The sequence below is a fragment of the Allosphingosinicella sp. genome, assembly GCF_036403745.1.
GTDB lineage: Bacteria > Pseudomonadota > Alphaproteobacteria > Sphingomonadales > Sphingomonadaceae > Allosphingosinicella.
Genome location: NZ_DASWQI010000050.1, coordinates 22,577 through 40,018, shown reverse-complemented (window position 1 = coordinate 40,018; position 17,442 = coordinate 22,577). Strand labels below are relative to the sequence as shown.

The 17,442-nt window shown below is 69.2% G+C and carries 18 protein-coding genes; 4 read left to right on the top strand and 14 right to left on the bottom strand.

Translation table 11 applies throughout. From position 1 onward, the window contains the following. Positions 1 to 45 precede the first annotated feature (45 nt). Complete coding sequence (locus tag VGC56_RS09570) at positions 46 to 1,515, top strand: AMP nucleosidase (protein WP_464124672.1); 1,470 nt, start codon at positions 46 to 48, stop codon at positions 1,513 to 1,515. Positions 1,516 to 1,704: 189 nt separating this feature from the next. On the opposite strand, the gene VGC56_RS09565 is transcribed toward VGC56_RS09570, so the two are convergent. Beyond that, positions 1,705 to 2,535 carry a S1/P1 nuclease gene (locus VGC56_RS09565; protein ID WP_464124671.1) on the bottom strand — a complete coding sequence of 277 codons (831 nt, stop codon included), beginning with the start codon at positions 2,533 to 2,535 and terminating at the stop codon, positions 1,705 to 1,707. A 158-nt stretch (positions 2,536 to 2,693) separates the two neighbouring features. On the opposite strand from VGC56_RS09565, the gene VGC56_RS09560 reads away from it, so the two are divergent. Then, on the top strand, positions 2,694 to 3,140 hold the full coding sequence (locus tag VGC56_RS09560; protein WP_464124670.1) for a cytidine deaminase: 447 nt from the start codon (positions 2,694 to 2,696) through the stop codon (positions 3,138 to 3,140). A 165-nt stretch (positions 3,141 to 3,305) separates the two neighbouring features. Here the strand turns inward: VGC56_RS09560 and VGC56_RS09555 are convergent, their stop codons facing one another. The 5 genes from VGC56_RS09555 to VGC56_RS09535 form a co-directional block, all read right to left on the bottom strand. Next, positions 3,306 to 4,253 (bottom strand): isopenicillin N synthase family dioxygenase, encoded by a 948-nt coding sequence (locus tag VGC56_RS09555; RefSeq protein ID WP_464124669.1) that lies wholly within the window; start codon positions 4,251 to 4,253, stop codon positions 3,306 to 3,308. Between the two features lie 50 nt (positions 4,254 to 4,303). Then, the gene (locus VGC56_RS09550) at positions 4,304 to 5,185 is read right to left on the bottom strand and encodes an LOG family protein (protein ID WP_464124668.1); all 882 of its coding nucleotides are present in this window, start codon (positions 5,183 to 5,185) and stop codon (positions 4,304 to 4,306) included. Positions 5,186 to 5,262: 77 nt separating this feature from the next. Next, a complete protein-coding gene (locus tag VGC56_RS09545) occupies positions 5,263 to 6,534 on the bottom strand; it encodes a NupC/NupG family nucleoside CNT transporter (protein ID WP_464124667.1) in 1,272 nt (423 codons plus the stop codon). Between the two features lie 10 nt (positions 6,535 to 6,544). Next, positions 6,545 to 7,114, bottom strand: a complete 570-nt coding sequence (locus VGC56_RS09540; protein WP_464124666.1) for an LOG family protein — start codon at positions 7,112 to 7,114, stop codon at positions 6,545 to 6,547. Then, positions 7,111 to 8,094, bottom strand: a complete 984-nt coding sequence (locus tag VGC56_RS09535; RefSeq protein ID WP_464124665.1) for an adenosine kinase — start codon at positions 8,092 to 8,094, stop codon at positions 7,111 to 7,113. The genes VGC56_RS09540 and VGC56_RS09535 overlap by 4 nt, the downstream gene beginning before the upstream one ends. Before the next feature lie 77 nt (positions 8,095 to 8,171). On the opposite strand from VGC56_RS09535, the gene VGC56_RS09530 reads away from it, so the two are divergent. Together VGC56_RS09530 and VGC56_RS09525 are read left to right on the top strand one after the other, a co-directional pair. Then, positions 8,172 to 8,831 carry a queuosine precursor transporter gene (locus VGC56_RS09530; protein WP_464124664.1) on the top strand — a complete coding sequence of 220 codons (660 nt, stop codon included), beginning with the start codon at positions 8,172 to 8,174 and terminating at the stop codon, positions 8,829 to 8,831. An 8-nt stretch (positions 8,832 to 8,839) separates the two neighbouring features. Continuing rightward, positions 8,840 to 9,208 carry a hypothetical protein gene (locus tag VGC56_RS09525; RefSeq protein ID WP_464124663.1) on the top strand — a complete coding sequence of 123 codons (369 nt, stop codon included), beginning with the start codon at positions 8,840 to 8,842 and terminating at the stop codon, positions 9,206 to 9,208. Positions 9,209 to 9,251: 43 nt separating this feature from the next. On the opposite strand, the gene VGC56_RS09520 is transcribed toward VGC56_RS09525, so the two are convergent. From VGC56_RS09520 to VGC56_RS09485, 8 genes are all read right to left on the bottom strand, one after another. After that, entirely contained in the window at positions 9,252 to 9,881 is a 630-nt protein-coding gene (locus tag VGC56_RS09520) for a PAS domain-containing protein (protein ID WP_464124662.1), read from the bottom strand. 9 nt (positions 9,882 to 9,890) lie between these two features. After that, positions 9,891 to 11,327 carry an efflux transporter outer membrane subunit gene (locus tag VGC56_RS09515; protein WP_464124661.1) on the bottom strand — a complete coding sequence of 479 codons (1,437 nt, stop codon included), beginning with the start codon at positions 11,325 to 11,327 and terminating at the stop codon, positions 9,891 to 9,893. A gap of 2 nt (positions 11,328 to 11,329) precedes the next feature. Next, on the bottom strand, positions 11,330 to 12,430 hold the full coding sequence (locus VGC56_RS09510) for an ABC transporter permease (RefSeq protein WP_464124660.1): 1,101 nt from the start codon (positions 12,428 to 12,430) through the stop codon (positions 11,330 to 11,332). Next, on the bottom strand, positions 12,431 to 13,573 hold the full coding sequence (locus VGC56_RS09505) for an ABC transporter permease (protein ID WP_464124659.1): 1,143 nt from the start codon (positions 13,571 to 13,573) through the stop codon (positions 12,431 to 12,433). It lies immediately after the preceding gene. Continuing rightward, entirely contained in the window at positions 13,570 to 15,285 is a 1,716-nt protein-coding gene (locus tag VGC56_RS09500) for an ATP-binding cassette domain-containing protein (protein ID WP_464124658.1), read from the bottom strand. The genes VGC56_RS09505 and VGC56_RS09500 overlap by 4 nt, the downstream gene beginning before the upstream one ends. After that, the gene (locus VGC56_RS09495) at positions 15,285 to 16,289 is read right to left on the bottom strand and encodes an HlyD family secretion protein (protein ID WP_464124657.1); all 1,005 of its coding nucleotides are present in this window, start codon (positions 16,287 to 16,289) and stop codon (positions 15,285 to 15,287) included. The genes VGC56_RS09500 and VGC56_RS09495 overlap by 1 nt, the downstream gene beginning before the upstream one ends. Then, positions 16,286 to 16,906: a CerR family C-terminal domain-containing protein gene (locus tag VGC56_RS09490; protein ID WP_464124656.1), complete on the bottom strand. Its 621-nt coding sequence runs from the start codon at positions 16,904 to 16,906 to the stop codon at positions 16,286 to 16,288. Before VGC56_RS09490 ends, VGC56_RS09495 begins: the two co-directional genes overlap by 4 nt. A gap of 77 nt (positions 16,907 to 16,983) precedes the next feature. Then, complete coding sequence (locus VGC56_RS09485) at positions 16,984 to 17,433, bottom strand: hypothetical protein (RefSeq protein WP_464124655.1); 450 nt, start codon at positions 17,431 to 17,433, stop codon at positions 16,984 to 16,986. Between the last annotated feature and the right edge of the window lie 9 nt (positions 17,434 to 17,442).

Here is a 17,442-nt window from a genome sequence, read left to right as displayed (position 1 = left end):
GACACGCCGGCACCGGGCCGGCGCCGCGGCCACGGAGGCCGCACGATGACCGCCTCCTCCACCAAAGGGCAGCACGACATCCCCGCCCTCATCGAGTCGCTCGCGGTCATCGCCGACGAATCGACTGCGGCGCTCCGCTCAGCCCTCGCCCGCTATCTCGCCCAGGGCGAGCGGCCGGATCCGCAGGCCCGGGCCAAGGGCCTCTTCGCCTATCCGGAGCTTCGAGTCGATTATCGCAACCTCTCGCCGACGGCCTTCCCAAGCCGCGCCTATGGGCGCCTCAACCGTCCCGGCCGCTATGCGACCAGCATCGCCAAGCCGCGGCTGTTCCGCAAATATCTGACGGAGCAGCTCGAGCTCCTGACCTCCGATTACGACGTCGAGCTGTCGGTCGGCCGCTCGGCGAGCGAGATCCCGTACCCCTACGTGCTCGACGGGACCGACGATCTACGCCTCGACGGCGCGCTGGCCGCCGATCTCGGCCGCTGGTTCCCGACGACGGAGCTCGCCCATATCGGCGACGAGATCGCCGACGGCACCTGGGACCATGCGCTGCGCCCGAGCCGCCCCTTGTCGCTGTTCGACGGTCCGCGCGTCGATTTCAGCCTCGCGCGCCTCAGGCATTATACCGGCACACCGTCCGAACACACCCAGCGCTACCTGCTGTTCACCAACTATGTCCGCTACGTCGACGAGTTCGTGCGCTGGTCGGTCGAGGAACTGCAGCGCGAGGGCAGCCCGTACGAAGCCCTCTCGGCCGCCGGCGGCGTCTACGTCACCGCCGACACGCCCGACGCCGTCGCGCAGGTCACCGAAGGCGGCTGGCGCCGGCACCAGATGCCAGCCTACCACCTCATCGCCCCCAATGGCGGCGGCATCACTTTGGTGAACATCGGCGTCGGGCCGTCGAACGCCAAGACGGTGTGCGACCACCTCGCGGTGATGCGCCCGGAGGCGTGGCTGATGATCGGCCATTGCGGCGGCCTTCGCCCCAGCCAGACGATCGGCGACTACGTCCTCGCCCACGCCTATCTGCGCGACGACCATGTCCTGGACGACGTGCTTCCGACGGAAATCCCCCTCCCCGCCATCGCCGAGGTCCAGCAGGCCTTGTACGACGCCGCGGCGCAGGTCACCGGCGAGGAGCCGCAGTCGCTGAAACGGCGGCTTCGCACCGGCACCGTCGTCACCACCGACGACCGCAACTGGGAGCTGCGCTACAGCCAGTCCGCGGTGCGCTTCAACCAGTCCCGCGCCGTCGCCATCGACATGGAATCGGCGACCGTCGCCGCCCAGGGCTACCGCTTCCGCGTCCCCTACGGCACCCTGCTCTGCGTCTCCGACAAGCCGCTCCATGGCGAGATCAAGCTGCCCGGCCAGGCCAACGCCTTTTACGAGCGCGCGATCAGCCAGCACCTGCGCATCGGCATCGAGGCCCTGCGGCTCCTCAAGGAAGACGGCGCCAACCTCCACTCCCGGAAACTGAGAAGTTTCGACGAGCCCCCGTTCCGGTAAGGAGGAGGAGGAGGAGGCGCTCTTTCTGCCTCCCCATCGCCAGATGGGGAGGGGGACCACCGAAGGTGGTGGAGGGGTGACTGGCGCAGGATTCAGCGGTTCACGCGAGAACCTCCAACGTTGGTGCAGCTACCCCTCCACCAGCTACGCTGGTCCCCCTCCCCATCCTTGCGGATGGGTAGGCATGAGTTAGCCGTGCCGCCTGGTGCGGGCCGGGGCTCCCACCGCGTCGGGCGCCGCGAACACCCAATCCAGATAGGCCGCGAGCCGCACGCCACCCTGCTGCAGCCGGCGGCGGACAATCGGCTGCATGCGGTAGGAATAATCCCAGCCGAGCTTCGGGTCCTTGGGGTAGATGGTGTCGCGGATGGTGGCGCTCTCGCGCACCCAATCGACCGGGTTCGCGTCCCACCAGGCGACGACGTCCGCGGGCGTCGTCCGCCGATCGAGCCGCGCGGCATATTCGCTGAACGACAGCTGCTCCTCGTCGACCAGCCCCGAATCCCACACCGAATGGAGGTTGGTCTGCCGTCCGTCGAAGGTGACCTTGACGTCGTTGCCGCCCTTGTCGGTGCCGCTGCCGGCGTGGAGCGGCTGATGAAGGTCGCCAACCAGGTGAACGACGAAGCGCAGCGCCATCTGGCGGTCCTTCAGCGACGCCGAGGGATCGCGCAGCACGGCGGTGAAATGGCGCAGCGCCGTGATCGCGTCCCCTTCCGGCGGCGCTATGTCATATTCGTGGCCGGCGAGGGTGACGTAATGCCAGGGCGAGGCGGTCTTCTGCCAGAACGGGTCGGGGTCCGACCGCATCTCGTCCGGCCAGGTCGCGGCCTCGTCGAGGCTTTCGGTGCCGAGTATGGCGCGGATATGGGCGCGGGCGAGGCCGCTCAGATTCTGGTCGGCGATCGCGGCAATGACGCGGTGGCCGGTGCGCCCCCAGGCGAGGGCCGGCGCTTCGGCGACGGCGAAACTCGCGACGGCCGCCGCGGCGGCGAGGACGATGCGGAGGCGGCGGGACATGGGGCAAGCTCCTCGATTACCGAAACATATTTGGCCACTTTGGCGGCTTTCCGAACACGCGCTCGGCCCCGAATCGCGGCCCGGACGGCGCGCACCCTAGCGGCAACGAAGCGCTGCGCCAGTTACGCTTTGGCCGCGGCCCCGCTATGGCGGTGGGCATGAGCGACACCCTCCCCCTCGTCCAGCGCGCCCGCGAGGCCGCGCTGAAGGCCTACGCCCCCTATTCCCGCTTCTCGGTCGGCTGCGCGATCGAATCCGTCGACGGCGGGATCGTCACCGGCGCCAACATGGAAAACGCCTGCTACCGCCTCGGCGTCTGCGGCGAGATCGCCGCGCTGACCGCGGCGCAGGCGGCGTTCGGCCTCAACAAGGTTGCGCGGATCGCGGTCGCTGGCGGCCACGTGGCGGACGGCGCGCTGGCCGGCGCAGCGGTGGTGACATCGTGCGGCGGCTGCCGGCAATCGATCCTCGAGGCGGCGCAGCTGGCGGGCATCGACGTCGAGGTGATCTCCTCGAACGGCGACGGCACGGAAACGCGGGTGGACCGGATTTCAGCCCTGATTCCCCACGGCTTCGGCCCGGCCAACCTGAAGGACGCGGGCTGAATTATGCCTCCCCATCGCATCGCGATGGGGAGGGGGACCAGCGAAGCTGGTGGAGGGGTATTCTCATCCGCGTCGCCACCAGAGCGACAACTTGGAGCCCTTCGCAATACCCCTCCACCACCCTGCGGGTGGTCCCCCTCCCCATGCTCCGCATGGGGAGGCAAGCTAGACCAGCTTGATCTCCCTGAGCCGCTCCAGGAGATAATCGTGCGCCGTGATCGGCTCCGGATAGAGATTGGGCCGCTCGGGCGTGATGCAGTCGGGCAGCGTCTCGATCAGGAAATCGGGGCGGAAGTGGAGGAAGAACGGCATCGAATAGCGCGACATGCCGCGCCGCTCGGGCGGCGGGTTCACCACCCGGTGGGTGGTTGACCGGAGCACATTGTTGGTGAGGCGCTGGAGCATGTCGCCGATATTGACGGCGAGCTCGCCCGGCTTCGGGCTGACCGGCAGCCAATTGCCCTCCCGGTCGAGAAGCTGCAGCCCCGCTTCCTCGGCGCCGAGCAGCAAGGTGATGGTGTTGATGTCCTCATGCGCCCCGGCGCGGACGTTCGGCCCGTCGCCCGGCGTCGGCGGGTAGTGGAGGAGGCGGAGGACCGAATTGCCGTCCTGCACCGTGTCGACGAAATGTTCGGGCGCGAGGCCGAGGTGGCGTGCGATCGCCTCGAGGATCCTGAGTCCGGCCGTGTCGAAGGCGGCGAACAGCTCGAGGAAGGTGTCGTGGAAGGACTGGACCTCGTCCGGCCAGACGTTCGCCGCCATCACTTCGGCATAGCGATGCCCCTCCGGTAGCTCCCGCCCGACGTGCCAGAATTCCTTCAAATCGTAGGCGGTCGCGCCCTTGGCGGTCTCGATGCCGAACGGCGTGTAGCCGCGCGCGCCGCCGCCGCCTTCGATCTTGTAGCGGCGCTTCACCTCTTCCGGCAGCGCAAAGAAGGCCTTCGCCTTATCCTCGGCGCGAGCGATGAGATCCGGCGGGATGCCGTGATCGGAGATGATCGCGAAGCCGTAGCGCTCGAACGATTCGCCGAGCTCCTGCGCGAACCCTTCAGGATCGGCGGCGGAGGCGGCGAGGGAGACGGAAGCAACGGAGCGGGTGGTGGGCATGTCCATGGCGGCGAACCTAAACCTCTGCTGGCGCGAAGCCAATTGGGGGAAATTTCTCAGGCGGCGACGAGGGTCTCGCCCTTCTCCGACCAATAAGCGCGGACATGGTCCCAGGCTTCCTCCGCGCTCTCGACGAACTTGAAAAGGTCGAGATCGTCGATGTTGATCACGCCCTCCTCGGCCAGCGCCTCCCAGTCGACGACCCGCTCCCAGAATTCGCGGCCGAACAGGACGATCGGCATCGGCTTGACCTTGCCGGTCTGGATGAGGGTCAGAAGCTCGAACATCTCGTCGAAGGTCCCGAACCCGCCCGGGAACACCGCGACGGCGCGGGCGCGGAGCAGGAAGTGCATCTTCCGGAGCGCGAAATAGTGGAACTGGAAGCTCAGCGACGGCGTCACGTAGGGGTTCGGCATCTGCTCGTGCTGGAGCACGATGTTCAGACCCACCGATTCCTGGCCCTCGTCGGCGGCGCCGCGGTTGGCGGCTTCCATGATCGACGGGCCGCCGCCCGAGCAGACCACGAACTGGCGCTTGCCGTCGTCCTTGGGCGCGACGCGGCTGACCATGCGGGCGAGGCGCCGCGCCTCCTCATAATATTTCGCCTTTTCCTTCAGCCGCCCTGCGACGACGCGCTGGTAATCGGTCGAAGCGTTCTCGATCAGGGCATCGGCCTTGTCCGGCTCGGGAATGCGGGCCGAGCCGTAGAAGACGAAGGTCGATTCGATGTTCGCCTCGTCCAGCATCAGCTCCGGCTTCAAGAGCTCGAGCTGGAAGCGCACCGGCCGCAGATCCTCGCGCAGCAGGAAGTCCATGTCCTGGAAGGCGAGGCGGTAGGCGGGGTGCTGCGTCTGCGGCGCCTCGGTCGGATGGTTGGCGACCGCCGCATCCTCGCGGGCGGGATGGAAGACGCGCTTCGGGGTGACGATGTCGTTCATGGGCTGCTTCTACTGCAAAAGGGGTGCGGGCCGCCAATCGCTGCGGCCGCGAGTCGAAAGCGCGGCGGCTTAGGGCCTCAGCCGGGGAGGAGCAATCCCGCCAGCGCCGCGCTCATCAGGTTGGCGAGCGAGCCGGCGATCAGCGCCTTGATACCGAGCTTGGCGATCATCGGCCGCTGGTTGGGCGCAAGCCCGCCGGTCACCGCCATCTGGATGGCGATCGAGCTGAAATTGGCGAAACCGCACAACGCAAAGGTGACGATGGCGCGGCTGCGGGCGCTCAACGCTTCGGGGCCCATCTTGCCGAGATCGATGAAGGCGACGAACTCGTTCAGCACCACCTTGGTGCCGAACAGGCCGCCGGCGTGACCCGCCTCGTTCCAGGGGATGCCGATCAGGAACATGATCGGCTTGAAGATCGTCCCGACGATCGCCTGGAAGCTCAATTCCGGATGGCCGAACCAGCCGCCGATGCCGCCGAGCAGCCCGTTGGCCAATGCAACGAGCGCGACGAAGGCGAGCACCATGGCGCCGACCGCGACTGCCAGGCGGACGCCGGTCTGGGCGCCCTGCGCGGCGGCCATGATGATGTTGGCCGGCCGCTCGCCCTCTTCGAACGTCTCGGAGACGTCGACCTGTTGACTGGGCGCGGCGATGGCGCCTTCCAGGGGCAACTCGTCCGCGGCGGGCGGCTCGTCGGGCTGCATGATCTTGGCCATGAGGATGCCGCCGGGCGCCGACATGAAGGCGGCGGCGAGCAGGCTCGGGAGCGCCGCTTCGCCAAGCAGCTGCGCGTAGGCGAGGAGGATGGTGCCGGCGACGCCGGCCATGCCGACGGTCATCACCGTGAACAGCTGCGAGGGGGTCAGCGCGGCGAGATAAGGGCGCACCACCAGGGGCGATTCGCTCTGGCCGACGAAGATGTTGGCGGCGGCGGAGAGCGATTCGACGCGGCCGATGCCGGTGATCCAGCCGATCGCCCCGCCGACCCAGCGCACGATCCGCTGCATGATGCCGAGATAATAGAGGATCGCGACGATCGAGGCGAAGAAGATGATCACCGGCAAGGCGCCGAGCGCGAACGTGTGCGCCAGCGGGTTGGTCGCCGACGGGCCGAACAGGAATTCGGTCCCCTGGTTGGCATAGCCCAAGAGGTTGGCGACGCCGAGCGACAGCCACTTGATACCCGCCACGCCCCACTCCGTCCGCAGCACGAAGGCGGCGAGCGCGACCTGCAGCGCAAAGGCGGCGGCGACGACCCGTAGCCGGATCGCGCCGCGGTTCGACGAAAGCAGAAAGGCGAGAAGAAGGATCGCGCCGATTCCGGCGATCCCGATCAGATGGTTCATTCCCGTCCCCCTACCAGACCATGCTGGCTTCACGGCGCCCCGCTGCCTCCGCCAGCCGATCGAGCGCATCCCCGATCCTGTCGGCGACGATCAGCTGATCGCGCCGTGCCCGGGACATGAACCCGCTCCGCGTCGTGTGGTCAAGGAAGTCGACGAGGCCGTCCCAGAAATTCGAGACGTTGAGCAATGCGAACGGCTTGGCGTGGTAGCCCAGCGCGTTCCAGGTCCAGGCCTCGAACAATTCGTCGAACGTGCCGATGCCCCCGGGGAGCGCGACGAAGGCGTCGCACAACTCCGTCATCTTCGCCTTGCGCTCGTGCATGTTGGAAACGGTGTGAAGCTCGGTGAGGCCGGTATGCGCCACTTCGGCGTCGACCAGGGCCTGCGGAATGACACCATAGGCCTTGCCGCCAGCGCCGAGCACGGCGTCGGCCACCACGCCCATGAGCCCGCGATGGCCCCCGCCGTAAACGAGGGCGATACCACGCCGCGCCATCTCCTCGCCGAACTCGCGCGCAAGGGCCGCGAAGGCCGGATCGGTGCCCATCGAGGAGCCGCAATAGACAGCGAGATTCTTCATGCCACCAGCGCCTTCAGATCCGCTTCGGGCCGGGCGCCGAAATGCGCGATGATTTCCGCCGCGCAGAGCGAGCCGATGCGCAGGCTGTCCTCGAGCGGCCGCCCCTCCGCCTGGCCGCAGAGGAAGCCCGCCGCAAACAGGTCGCCCGCGCCGGTGGTGTCGACGACCTTGTCGACCCGTTGCGCCGGCACGCTCACCCGCCTCCCGCGCTCGACGGCGACGGCGCCTTTTTCGCTGCAGGTGACGACGACCAAGGGCACCTTTTCGGCGAAGGCCGCCAGCGCCGCGTCGAAATCGCCCTCCCCGCTCAGCGCCTTGATCTCCGCTTCGTTGGCGAAAAGGAGGTCGAGCCCGTCCCCCCGGATCAGGTCGAGGAAGCTGTCGCGCCGCTTGTCGATGCAGGCGATGTCCGAGAGGGTGAGCGCGACCTTGCGCCCCGCCGCCTTCGCGACCTCGATCGCCCGCAGCATCGCCGCGCGCGGCCGGTCAGGGACCCAGAGATACGCCTCGAGATAGAGGATCGCGGCGTCGGCGATCTGCGCCTCGTCGAGCGCCTCGACGGTGAGGCAGTGGGAAGCGCCGGCGAAGGTGTTCATCGTCCGCTGTCCGTCCGGCGTCACGAGGATGAGACAGCGTCCGGTGGGATCCTCCACGTCGATGGGCCGGGTCTCATACTCGACCCCCAAGGCGCGGATATCGTGCGCGAAGATCTCGCCCAGCTGGTCCGTGGCAACCTGCCCGACGAAGCCGGCCCGGCCGCCCATCGCGGCGATTCCCGCCGTCGTATTCGCCGCCGAGCCGCCGCTGGTCTCGCGCGCCTGGCCCATGTGGGAATAGAGCCGTGTCGCCTCCTCGGCGTCGATCAGCCGCATCGAGCCCTTCATCAGCCCTTCGGCGGTGAGGAAGTCGTCTTCGGTCGAGGAGATCACGTCCACGATGGCATCGCCGATCGCGAGGACGTTGAGGCGGGGCTGGGTCACTGGCGGACTGATGGGGAAAAAGCGCCGCGACGGAAAGCCCTTTTTGAGCGGCGCCAAACCCGTTACGCCCGCACCCCATGGAAACCACCACCCCCCGCGCCGTCCCCCTTTCGCTCTTCGCCTTCTCGATCTTCTACGGCGGCATGGTCTGCATCGCCGGGGTGCTCGGCAACAAGCAGGTCGCGCTCGGCCCCCTTGCCGTCGAGGCCGGAATCTTCGCCTTCCTGCTGCTGGTGGTGACGTCGAGCGCGGTCGCCGAACTGTTCGGGCGGGCGACGGCGAACCGGCTGGTGCTGATCGGCTTCGTGCCCTTGATCCTGTCGATCGTGCTGGCCGAGATCGTGCTCATGCTGCCGCCGTCGCCGGGCATGCCCGCCGACCGCATCGCCGCCTTCAACACGATGATGGGATCGACCCCGCGCATCTGGGCCGCGGGCATCGTCGCCTACGGCATCTCCCAAATGCTGAACGTGCTGATCTTCTCGAAGCTCAAGAAGGAGACCGGCAGCCTCTTGTGGCTGCGCGCCGGCGTCGCCAGCATGACCTCGCAGGTGGTCGACACCTTTCTGTTCATCACCATCGCCTTTTACGGCCTCTTCCCGATCGGCGGCCTGCTGCTCGGCCAGCTGATCGCCAAGGTGGTCCTGTCGGCCGTGCTGGTCTCGCCGCTCATCTACGTCTTCGTCGCGATCGGGCGGCGCCTCGACGGCGCATCCCCAGCGGCGCCCGTGCGTTGATGGCCGCGATGCGCGCTTTTCCCTTCCTCCTCACCCTCGCCGCCTGCGCGGCGCCCCAGCCCGGCCGCGACGAATTCGCCGCTGCGACCGCCGGCCGCACCGCCGGTCCCGCGCAGGACTGCGTCCCGGTCGAGAGCCAGCAGGCCCTGCGCGTCGTCGACAGCCGCACCCTCGCGATCGAGGTCGGCCGCACGACGTGGATAAACCGGCTCGAAGCCCCCTGCCCCGGACTGGAGCCGACCAGCACCCTCGTCACCGAAACCTGGGGCGGCCGCTATTGCCGCGGCGACCATGTGCGGTCGCTCTCCCCGGGCATGAGCATTCCCGGGCCGGTGTGCGTTCTCAGCAATTTCACGCCCTACCGGATGGCGCGGTGAGGATGCACAAGGGGACAGTCAATAGACTGTCCCCTGGGGAACGTTAAAGGCCCGCTTCGACTGCTATGCGGATCGCGTCGGCCGAGGTGGGCGCGTCGAGGCGGCCCAGCATCGCCGCGCGGTGCATCTTCACCGTCTTCTCGTCGATGCCGAGGCGGGCGGCGATCTGCTTGTTGCGGTAGCCGAGCGTCATTTCGCGCAGCACCTGGCCCTGGCGCGGGGTGAGCTTGCGCAGCAGCGCCCGCGCCCGCTCCCGCCGCACCCCGCCGTCCAGCTCCGCCTCGCCCGGCACCTCGATCTGGGAGCCGATGAAATAGGCCGCGCGGCCGTCGGCCCCGAAGATCGGCGCGATCATCACTGCGTTGCGGAAGGCGGAGCCGTCCTTGCGATAGTTGACGATCTCGGTGAGCGCAGGGCGCGCCGCCGCGACGGCGTCGCGAAGGATGCGGCTGCAGCCGGGATCGGTGCCGTCGCCCACCAGGAAACGGCAGTTGCGGCCGAGAACTTCGTCGATCGCGTAGCCGGTAAGAGCGGCGAAGGCTTGGTTGGCGGCAACGATCGGATTGTCGCGGAGGCGCGGGTTGGTGATCAGCATCGCCAGCGGCGTCGCGGCGATCGAGGCGAACAGGTCCCGCTCTAAAGCGTCGCCTCTTGAAGTCTGCGCATCGGCCATGTCGTTGCTCTAGCGTATCTTTTCCGCACTGGCGAGCCCCGCATCGGACCAGCCGCCGCCGAGCGCCTTGTAGAGCGCCACCGCCGCCTGCGCCTTCGCCGCCGCCGCCTGGTCCCGACGCCGCTGCGCTCCCGTCAGGGCCGCGCGGGCGCGGGTCAGCGCAAGGCGGTCGTCCTCGCCGGCCCAGGTGCGCCGCTCCGCCAATGCGAAGGCGGCGTGCTCGTTCGCCAGCGAGGCTTCCGCCTCGGCGAGGGCGTCGCGGGTGGCGAGGAAGCGGTTGATCGCCGCCTCGCTGTCGGAGAGTGCGCCGATCACGGCCTTCTCGTAGCGCGCCGCGGCGGCCTGGGCGCGGGCGTCGGCGGCGCGGATCTGCGCGCGGATCGTGCCGCCGGAGAAGATCGGCCAGGAAAAGCTCGGGCCGATCTGCAGCCGGGTCGAGCGGGTCGAGACGAGGTCCAACGGGTTCTGCGCCTGCTGGCCGAGGCCGCCCAAGAGGCTGAAGCGCGGGAACAAGTCCGCCTTCGCGACGCCGATGTCGGCACTGGCGGCGGCAAGCTCGCGCTCGGCGCGGCCGACGTCGGGACGGCGGGCGAGGAGATCGGAGCGGATGCCGACGAGAATCGTGTCCGGCGCCGGCGGCAGCGCGGCGGGAGCGAGGAGCGGCGGCACGATCTGCTCCGGCGGCGCGCCGACGAGGGTGGCGATCCGATAGGCGGCCGCCGCGGCGCGCGCCTTCGCCTCGGGAATCGCGGCGGCGCTCGCGCGGGCGGCGGCGTCCGCCTTGTCCTGGTCGAGCTGCGAAATCTCCCCGCCGCGCAGGCGCAGGCGTCCGAGGCGCGCCAGCTCGGCGTCCGCTTCGGCCGTGGCCTGCAGACCCGCCGCGTCGGCCTGGGCGCCGCGCAGATCCATATAGTTGCGCGCCACTTCCGAGATCAGGGTGAGCATCACGTCGCGCTGGGCGTAGAGGGCGCCTTCCGCCCGCGCCTCGGCGCCCTCCACCTGGCGGGTGCGGCGGCCCCAGAAGTCGAGCTCCCAGCTGGCGTCGAAGCCGATGTCGAACAGACTGAAGCTGCGCGGAAAGGCCGGGATCTTCGCGACCGGGATCTGGCCGTTCTCGCTGACCACATTCTCCGTCGCACCGCCTCGCGCACTGAGGCTGGGGAGCCGTCCGCCCGCCACGGCGTCCCGATTCGCGCGCGCCTCGGCGAGCCGCGCCCGCGCCTCGGCGAGATCGGGCCCGCCCGCCACCGCCCGCTGTACGAGAGCGGTGAGCTGCGGGTCCCCGAACCGCTCCCACCAGGCGAGGTCGACGGGGCCCGGCGTCCCCTTTTCCAGCCATTCGGGCGCGGCCGCGATCTCGGGCCGGTGGTAGTTCGGGCCGACGGTGCAGCCGGCCAGGGCGGCAGGGGCGGCGGCGGCGAGAAGCAAGGGAACGAAGCGGCGCATATCTACTCCATCCGGGCGCGGAACAGCCAGGCGGCGGCGGTGAGGGTGAGGCAGGCGATCAGCGCGAGCGGCCAGAGCTGGCCGAACACGGCGGAGGCTGGCATCGCCTTCAGGAACAAGCCCTGGACGATGACGAGGAAATAGCGGGCGGGGTCGGCGTAGGTCACGATCTGGAGCCAGCCCGGCATGTTGTCGATCGGGCTCGCATAGCCCGACAGGAGGATGAGCGGCGTCGTCGCCAGGAACGAGCCCAAAAAAGCCTGCTGCTGGGTTTGCGAGGCGGCGGAGACGAGCATGCCCACCCCGATCAGCGCCAGCATGTAGACGAGGAGCGAGAGGTAGAAGAGCAGGAGCGAACCGGTGAACGGCACCCCGAACACCACCCGCGCTGCAACCATGTAGAGGGTGCCGTTCAAGGTGCCGACGAGCAGCGGGGGCACCATCTTGCCCATCAAGATCTCGTGGACCCTGAGCGGCGAGACCATCAGCTGGTCGAACGTGCCGAGCTCGCGCTCGCGCGCCACGGTCTGCGAGGTGATGGCGAGGCCGGCGACCGAGACGATGATCGCGATCAGCGACGGCAGGGTGAACCAGATATAGTCGAGCGCCGGATTGTACCACGCCGTGACCTCCGAGCTGCCCGCCACCTTCGTCACCTGCGGCTTCAGCTCGCCGCCGAGGTCGGCGGCGATCTGCTGGACGTAGCCGGCGAGAATCTGCGCGGCGTTCGAGCGACGGCCGTCGAGGACCAAGCCGACACCGGCCGGGCGGCCGGCGGCGACGTCGCGGTCGAACCCTTCCGGAATGACGAGGGCGGCGATGACGTGCTGGTCGTCGATCGCGTCGGCAAGGTCGGCTTCCGAGGCGAGACGGCGGACGCGGTGGATGTTGGGGCTGCCCTCGATGCGCTGGACCAGTTCGACGGCGGTGCGGCCGCCGCTGCGGTCGAGCACGGCGAGTTCGGCATTCTTCACATCGAGCGTCGTCGCGAACGCGAAGATGAACAGCTGCAGGAAGGGCGGGACAATCAGCACGATCCGCGTCTTCGGGTCCCGAAGCACCGCCCAGATTTCCTTGACGATCATGGCGCGCAGCCGCCGCATCTAGTCGAGGCTCCGGCGGGTGACGCGGAACGACAGGGCGAAGAAGAGCAGGCCGAACCCGAGCATGATGCCGATATTCGGGAGGATCAGCCCCCAATAATCTCCGGCGAGGAACACCGTCTGCAGCGAGGGGATCAGGTAGCGCGCCGGCACCGCGTAGGTGATGAGGCGGATCGGCCAGGGCATCGAGCTGATCTCGAATATGAAGCCCGACAGGAGGAACGTCGGCAGGAAGGCGGTGAGGAGGGCGATCTGGCTCGCCACGAACTGGTTCTTGGTCGCCGCCGAGATGAACAGCCCAAGGCCGAGCGCCGGCATCAAAAAGGAGGAGGCGACGGCGAGCAGGGCGAGGATCGAGCCGCGGAACGGCACGCCGAACGCGAACACGGCGATAAGGGTACACAGGCCCATCGAGATCAAGGCGAGGAGGAAATAGGGGATCACCTTCGAGGCGATGAACTCGGCCATCGAGATGGGCGTCGCCATCATAGCCTCCATCGTGCCGCGCTCCCATTCGCGCGCGACGACGAGGGCGGTGAGGAGGGTGCCGATCATCGTCATGACGATCGCGATCGAGCCGGGGACGAGGAAGAAGCGGCTCCGCAGATCCGGATTGAACCAGAAGCGCGGCGAGACGCTGACCGGCGGCCCCGCGGCGGCGGATTGCGCGGCGCCGAGCCCTTCCGAAAGCGCCCACGCCTGCCGCACCCCTTCGGCGTAATTGCCGACGAAGCTCGCCGTGTTGGGCTGGGAGCCGTCGGTGATGATCTGGATGGGCGGCGGCGCGCGGCGCTTCATCCCTTCGCCGAAGCCTTGCGGGATGACGACGATGCCGCGGGCGCGGCCGTCGACCATCATCTCCCGCACCGGCGCCAGCGAGCGGGCCAAGGTCACGTCGAAATAAGCCGAGTTGCGATACGCTTCGGCGAGGCCGAGCGCGGGCGCGCTGCTGTCCTCGACCACCACGGCGATTCGGGTCCGCGTCGTGTCGAGCGAGACGGCATAGCCGAACAGGAAGAGGAGGATCAGCGGCAGCACGAAGGCGATGAGGAAGGTCGAGGGGTCGCGCGCGATCTGCGCCGTCTCCTTGCCGATCAAGGCGGCGAGGCGGCGCGGATCGAGGGCGGCGTCGCGCAGCTTCATGCCGCCTCCGCCCGGCGCCCGTGCGCTTCGTCATGCGCCTCGATGAGGGCGATGAAGGCGTCCTCCATGGTCGGATCGTCGAGCCCCGCGCGCGCCGCCCCCTGCGCCTTCAGTTCGTCGGGCGTGCCGGTGGCGATCTGGGCGGCGCGGTAGATGAGGGTGACCTCGTCGCAATATTCCGCCTCGTCCATGAAGTGCGTGGTGACGAGGACGGTCACGCCCTTGTCGACCAGGCCGTTTATGTGGGTCCAGAATTCCCGCCGCATCACCGGATCGACGCCGGAGGTCGGCTCGTCGAGGAACAGGACCGGCGGCTCGTGCAGCACGGCGCAGGCCAAAGCGAGCCGCTGCTTGTAGCCGAGCGGCAACGCACCGGCATTGGTGCCGAGCTGGCGCTTCAGCTCGAACACGTCGACGACGGCCTCGATGGCGCGCGCGGCCCGGGCGCGGTCGAGGTCATAGGCGCCGGCGAAGAAATCGAGATTCTGGCGCACCGACAGGTCGCCGTAGAGCGAGAATTTCTGCGCCATGTAGCCGAGCGACGCCCGCGCGCCGGCTGCGGCGGTGCGCAGGTCGTGCCCCGCAACGGCGCCGGTGCCGCTGGTGGGGGTCAGCAGCCCGCACAGCATCTTGAACGTGGTCGACTTGCCGGCGCCGTTGGGCCCGAGCAGCCCGAAAATCTGGCCGCGGGGGATGGCGAAATGCATATCCTCCGCCGCGGTGAAGTCGCCGAAGCGCTTCGTGAGCCCTTTCGCCTCGATCACCGGCCGGTCGGTTTCGGGGATCGTCCGGTAAACCTCGGCAAGCTTGCTCGTCCCCTTGGGCCCGCCGCCCAATATCTCGACGAAGCCGTCCTCGAACCGCGGCGTTGCGGGCTCCACCGTCGCGTGGGCCGGCGGCGCGAACCGCGCTCCGGGTTTCAGCAGCAACCGGACGCTGCGGCCCTGGATCGTGCCGTCGAGCACGTCCGGCCGGTCGAGCGCCTCGGCGAGAAACCGCCGGCGCCTTTCCTCGAACCCGGCGACTGCGATCACCCGGTCCGCGACCCGGCCGGTCAGCTCCGCCGGCGGCCCTTCGAACAGCAATTTGCCCTGGTTGAGGAGGTAGACATTGTCGCATTTCTCCGCCTCGTCGAGATAGGCGGTCGACCACAGCACGCCGATCCCCTGCCCCTTCAGGTCGCCGACCATCGCCCAAAGCTCGCGCCGGCTGATCGGATCGACGCCGACGCCGGGTTCGTCGAGGAGGAGCAGCCGCGGCGTCTTCACCAGCGCGCAAGCGAGGCCGAGCTTCTGCTTCATGCCGCCGGAGAGCTTGCCCGCGAGCCGGGCCTGGAAGCGGGCGAGGTCGGTAAAGTCGAGAAGGCGCGCGAACACCTCGCCCCATTCGGCCTTGGGAAGCGCACGGAGGCGGGCATAAAGGGTGAGGTTCTCGAGGACGGTCAGATCCTCATAGAGGCCGAAGCGCTGCGGCATGTAGCCGATCGCGTCGCGCGCATCGCCCGGCGCGCGGCCGAGCACCTCCACTGTCCCCGCGTCCGGCGCCATCAGCCCCGCCAGCAACCGAATGAGCGTCGTCTTCCCCGCCCCGTCCGGGCCGACGAGCCCGGTGACCTGCCCGGGCGCGACGGCGAGGCCAACCCCGTCTAGCGCCGGCTCGCCGGTGCCGAAGCGTTTGACGATACCGTCGGCGCGGGCGACGGGGCCGTCCATCACCCCTTCCGCGGCCGTGCCGAAGGAATGCGGACGGTCACCGGCTGCCCCTGGCGCAGCGCGTCGTCCGGATCGGTGACGATGATCCGCAGCCGGTAGACGAGGTCGGTCCGCAGATTTTCCGTCTCGACCGAGCGCGGCGTGAACTCGGCCTTGGGGGAGATCCAGCCGATCGTGCCGCGATAGGTGCGCGGATTGCCGTCCGCGACCACTTCCACCGGCATGTTCGGCCCGATCCGCGCCAGGTCCGGCTCCGACACATAGGCGCGCACCCGCAGCGGCCGGTTGATCGCCAGGGTCAATACCGTCTGCCCGGCCTGGACGATCGCACCGGGCTCCTGCGCCCGCGTCTCCACCACCGCGTCGAGCGGCGCCGTGAGGCGGGTATCGCGAAGGTCGGTGGCGGCGCTGGTCCGCGCGGCTTCGGCGGCGTGGAGCTGCGCGCCGGCGGCGGCGATGTCCTCGGGCCGGCTGCCCGTCCGCACAAGCGATAGCGCCTGCTGCGCCTCCGCGAGCTGGGCGCGGGCGCGGCTGCGGTCGGCGACACTCTGGTCCCAGGCGGCGCGGCTGATCGCCCCCGGCGCCACCAGCGGGGCGCGGCGGCGATACTGCTCCTCCGCCGCCTTGGCCGCCGCCGCCGCCGCCGCGACGCGGGCACGCGCCTGGCCGACGTCCTGGGGCCGGTTGCCGTTCCTGAGCTTCAAAAGCTGTGCCCGCGCCTGCTCGACCTGCGCCGACGCTTCGCCGATCCGGGCGTCGAGACTCGCCGTGTCGATCGCCGCGAGCTCCTGCCCGGCGCTCACCTTCTGCCCCTCCTCGACGGCGATGCGGGCGATGCGGCCGGGCACGCGGAAGGCAAGATCGACCTCGCGGATATCGACATTGCCGTGGAGGGTGAGCGGCCCGTCCGCCTTTTTCGCCACCAGGCCGAAGCCGCGCGTCACCACTGCCGCCACAATCAGAGCCACGACGAGCAGGAGGAGGATCAGGCGGCGTCGGGTCATCGCGGCGTCTCCGAAAGGATGCTGAGAGCGTTGGCGCGGATGCGGTCGCGGAGCAGCGCGCCGGTCTCCTCGTCGAGCGTCTCGACCTGGAGCAGCTTGCAGGCCGAGGCGCGGCCCCCGCGCAGGATCATCGCCTGACCGAACAGGAGCAAAGCCGTCGCCCGCGCCTCCCGCTCGCCCAGATCGGCGCGGACGCGGCCGACGAGCCGGACGCAGGTCTCGGCAATGGGCTGCATCGCCTTGCCCCAGATGCGCTCGAAGGCCTCGGTGGGCGCCTGCTGCTCGCGCATGATGAAGCGGGCCCAGGGCGCGGATTCCGGCCGCAGCATCATCTGTGCGAAATTGTCGAGCACCGCGAGCAGCGCCGCCACCGCCTCCTCCCGAGACCCGTCGGCGGCGGCGCGCGCGGCGGCAAGCGGCCCCGCCTGCCGCTCGCCGATGCCGGCGGCGATATGCTCGGCCGCGGCGACGTACAGCCCTTCCTTGCCGCCAAAATGGTAGGTGATCGAGGACATCGCCGTTCCCGAGGCGCGGGCGATCGCACGGGTGCTGGCGCCCTCGAAACCAAGGCTGCCGAACTGCTCGATGGCGACGTCGAGAAGGCGCGCGGAGATCATGCGCCAGTGTAGTTCGTTCGAACGAACGAAGTCGAGAAGATAAGATGCTGGAGGCTCAACCGCTTAGCGAGAACCGGTCAATTCGCCGGGCAGCGCACCCGCGTGTACGGCCCCGTGTCGAGCTGGAACGCGATGCTGCGGCCCTCGCGTCCGAGGAGCAGCGTCTCCGTCTTCTCCCACACCTCGCCGCCGCCTTCGTAGATCGAGGTGACGAGGATCTTGCGCGGCCCCTCGACCCGCACCTCCTGCACGTCGCCCTCCTTCCCCGCCCCCTCTTTCCCGGCAATGCGGATGCTGGTCGGGCCGATGACGAGGGCAGTGTCGCTCTCCGTACCGCACTCGGCAGCGGTGCGGCGGAAGCTCCCCTGGAAGGCGAGCGGGACGGTCTTGCGGGTCCTGGTAAAGCCGCGCCGCACCGCCTCGTCGTCGGCGTGCATCAGCGCGTCGGGCGTCGGCGCTGCGCCCGCAGCGTGGGTGGGCGCGGCGGCGGGCGCGGCGAGCGCGAGGAGCAGGGCGAATCCGGTCATGCCGGCGCC